This is a genomic window from Cyanobium sp. LEGE 06143 (genome assembly GCF_015207535.1).
Lineage (GTDB): Bacteria > Cyanobacteriota > Cyanobacteriia > PCC-6307 > Cyanobiaceae > NIES-981.
Window position 1 is genome coordinate 1 of record NZ_JADEWP010000248.1, and the last position, 2870, is coordinate 2870.

The following is a 2870-nucleotide window of genomic DNA, read 5'->3' on the forward strand; positions in this document are numbered from 1 at the left end:
CCGCCGAAGCGGCCGAAGCGGCCCGCCTGGTCAGGGCGCACGGCAGGCACCAGGGAGGGCGCCGGGGCTGGGGGGACGGTGCTGGTCACGCTGGGGCCACCGGGACGGATCGGTGGCCCCAGCGTAGGCAGGAAGGCAGACCGAACCAGCTCCGGCTGCGGGAGGATGGCATCATCGGCCCCAGTGCCGCACTGCAGCGATCCAGCCGGAGGAGGCGATGGGCAGCAAAGGCAGCTGGCAGGAGTTTGAGAGCCTCGAGCGGCCGGCCAGCCTGGAGCGCCCGACCGCAGCCCCCACCCCCAGGGCTCAGCAGCGGGTGCGGGTGCAGCGCACCAAGGCCGGCAAGGGCGGCAAGCTGGTGACCGCCATCAGCGGGCTGGAGGCACCGGAGGCCGAACTCAAGGCCCTGCTGAAGCAGCTCAAGGCCGCCGCAGGCACCGGAGGCAGCGCCAAATGCGGCGTGATCGAACTGCAGGGCGACCAGGTGGCCACGGCCCTGGCGGCCCTGGCGGSGGCCGGCTACCGGCCCAAGCAGGCAGGGGGCTAGCTCMGGGAGCTCCGGGGGTCGGCTGCGCTAGGCCAGCTTGGTTTCGACCAGGTGGGTGGAGGACAGCCAGGCCCCGCGGGCGTCGTAGCGGCGGATCAGGCGCTGACGCTGCGTGGGAGAGGACAGCCAGCCCGCCTCGACCTCAAAAGCCTGACGATGGCTCACCTGCAGCGGCACCCGACTGCAGCCGCCATCGGGCAGGAGATGGAGGCGCTGGGGCAGCGGCGCCTCGATGGCCACCACGCTGCCCTGAAGGGTGCCATCGAGGCTGCTCAACTCGCCGCCGAGATCCATGCTGAAGCGCAGGCCATCACCAGGCAGGCGCTCGATCCGGCTGGTGCAGGGCACCGTGCTGGGAACCGGCCAGTCGGCTTCCACCGTGGCGGCCTGGCCCTGCCAGGTGCCGATCAGATGCTCCGGGCTGAGCGGTGGGAGCTCGCCGGCGTTGCTGCCGGCCCGGGTCTCCCGGATCAGCACCAGCGACTCGAAGACCCCTGTCTGGCCATGCAGCTGCACCAGCCGCCAGCGGCGATCCGGGCCCACGAAGCCGAACTCGGCGCCGGAGCGGGTCGCCGGGGCGATCTGCAGCGAGCCCTTCGAAAAGCTGCCGTTGTCGAAGAAGGTCACCTGCTTGCCCAGGGAGCGGTACTCCTGCTGGTGGTCGGAGCTGGGAGGCCCGCTGGTGTCGCCGCCTGCGAAGCGGCGCAGGCGGAACTGCACGCAGGTCCCGCCTTCATGGCTCTCGAGGCTCAGGATCGAGGCGGTGGAGCGCAGCAACGCCCCATGGGCGTCGAGGTCGGCGAAGCTGCCGTGCCACTCGCCAAGGTTCTGGAGAAAGTTCTGCCACTGGGTGCCCATGGCTGCGGCCACTGGCGGCCCAAAGGGCGGGATGCTAACGATGTGGTCCATTCGAAGTCCTAGAGCGGCGCCACCGATGGCCAGGGTCCAGCACCTGCGGCGAAAGCACGGCCTGCTCACAGCCCAGGAGAGCCAGCGCTGGTGGCGCCACTGGCGCGAGCCCTATCTGCTGGCGCTCTCGCTCTCCTGGCCCCTGTTTCTGGGCCTGCTGGCCCTGGTGTACCTGGCGATCAACCTGCTGTTCGCCAGCCTCTACCTCGCCGACCCGGCTGGCCTGGCCGGGACGGCCGCAGGCCGCGCCAGCTTTGCGGAGTCCTTCTTCTTCAGCGTGCAGACCCTGGGCTCGATCGGCTACGGCGCCCTCCATCCAGTGAGCCTTTACGTGAACCTGCTGGTGGTGGCGGAATCCTTCAGCGGCCTGCTGTTCATCGCTCTCAGCACCGGCCTGGTGTTTGCCCGCTTCTCGCGCAGCAGCGCCCGCATCCGCTTTTCGAAGCTGGCCGTGGTGCACCGCTACAACGGCCTCCCCACCCTGAGCTTTCGGCTGGCCAACGAGCGTGGCAACAACATTCTCGAGGCGCGGGTGCGGGCCTACCTGTCGCTGGATGAGATCAGCCATGAAGGTCACCACATGCGGCGATTGCTGCCGCTGCCGCTGGAGCGCGACCAGGGCATCGCCTTCCTGCTGGTGTGGACAGCGCAGCACCGCATCGATGCCAGCAGTCCCCTGCACGGGCTGAGTGTGGAGGCACTGGAACGGCTCAATGCCGAACTGGTGGTGTCCTTCAGCGGTGTCGATGAAACCATCGAAAGGCCGATTCACAGCCGCTGCAGCTGGCCGATGAGCCGGATCGGCTTCGGCCTCTGCTTCCTGGACATGGTGGAGGTGGAGCAGGTGAAGGATGGGGACGACCGACACCGCATCGACTGGTCGGCCTTTGATCGCACCCGGAACTGCCCCCTGAAGCCAGCGGCGAGCCTCAGGTCCTGAAGGGCCTCACTGGGCCAGCGGCGACCAGGCCATGGTGGCGTTGAACTGTTCGCACCAGATGATCAGAGAGCCGTAATCGGCCAGATCAAAGCCAGCAGGCAGTTCATAGGTCTGGGCTCCGGAGGCAGCGCGCAGTGGGGCGATCACCGTGTAGGTGCCCTCCTGGAGCGGGTAGGCCGGCGGCTTGCTGTCCGCCAGCGGATCGGCATCACGGCCGAAGGTGACCTTGAGATCAGGAGCTGACGTACTGGTGCTGAAGTCGTCGCTGAGCATCAGCAGGGTGCGCTGGCCCTCCCGGCGGATGGTGAAACCGCCCTCCACCGGCTTTTCCGCCTCGCGGAACGATCCGCTGTGGAGCTGCTTGGCGGCTTTGTCGGCCATGGCCACCACGGAGGCAGCCTCGGGAGTGGCRGCCTCCKTCTGGGAGGCKGTGGCGYAGCCGGTTCCAGCCATCGCCAGGGCGAGGKTGAGGGT

Annotated in this window: 4 protein-coding genes; 2 read left to right on the plus strand and 2 right to left on the minus strand. The window is 68.8% G+C overall.

The features are described 5' to 3' along the window. Positions 1 to 217: 217 nt before the first annotated feature. Positions 218 to 547: a translation initiation factor gene (locus tag IQ216_RS13015; protein WP_193815808.1), complete on the plus strand. Its 330-nt coding sequence runs from the start codon at positions 218 to 220 to the stop codon at positions 545 to 547. 27 nt (positions 548 to 574) lie between these two features. Here IQ216_RS13015 and IQ216_RS13020 read toward each other — a convergent pair whose 3' ends face one another. Next, the gene (locus IQ216_RS13020; RefSeq protein ID WP_193815809.1) at positions 575 to 1405 is read right to left on the minus strand and encodes a DUF3598 family protein; all 831 of its coding nucleotides are present in this window, start codon (positions 1403 to 1405) and stop codon (positions 575 to 577) included. Between the two features lie 76 nt (positions 1406 to 1481). On the opposite strand from IQ216_RS13020, the gene IQ216_RS13025 reads away from it, so the two are divergent. Beyond that, positions 1482 to 2396 carry an ion channel gene (locus IQ216_RS13025; protein WP_193815810.1) on the plus strand — a complete coding sequence of 305 codons (915 nt, stop codon included), beginning with the start codon at positions 1482 to 1484 and terminating at the stop codon, positions 2394 to 2396. A gap of 6 nt (positions 2397 to 2402) precedes the next feature. Here the strand turns inward: IQ216_RS13025 and IQ216_RS13030 are convergent. Beyond that, positions 2403 to 2870, minus strand: a 468-nt coding sequence (locus IQ216_RS13030) for a DM13 domain-containing protein (protein ID WP_228007507.1), incomplete at its 5' end; no start/stop codon positions are given.

Coding starts and splice junctions, on each gene's coding strand:
- IQ216_RS13020 (WP_193815809.1), bottom strand. CDS start 1,405: ATGGGCACCCAGTGGCAGAACTTTCTCCAGAACCTTGGCGAGTGGCAC.
- IQ216_RS13025 (WP_193815810.1), top strand. CDS start 1,482: ATGGCCAGGGTCCAGCACCTGCGGCGAAAGCACGGCCTGCTCACAGCC.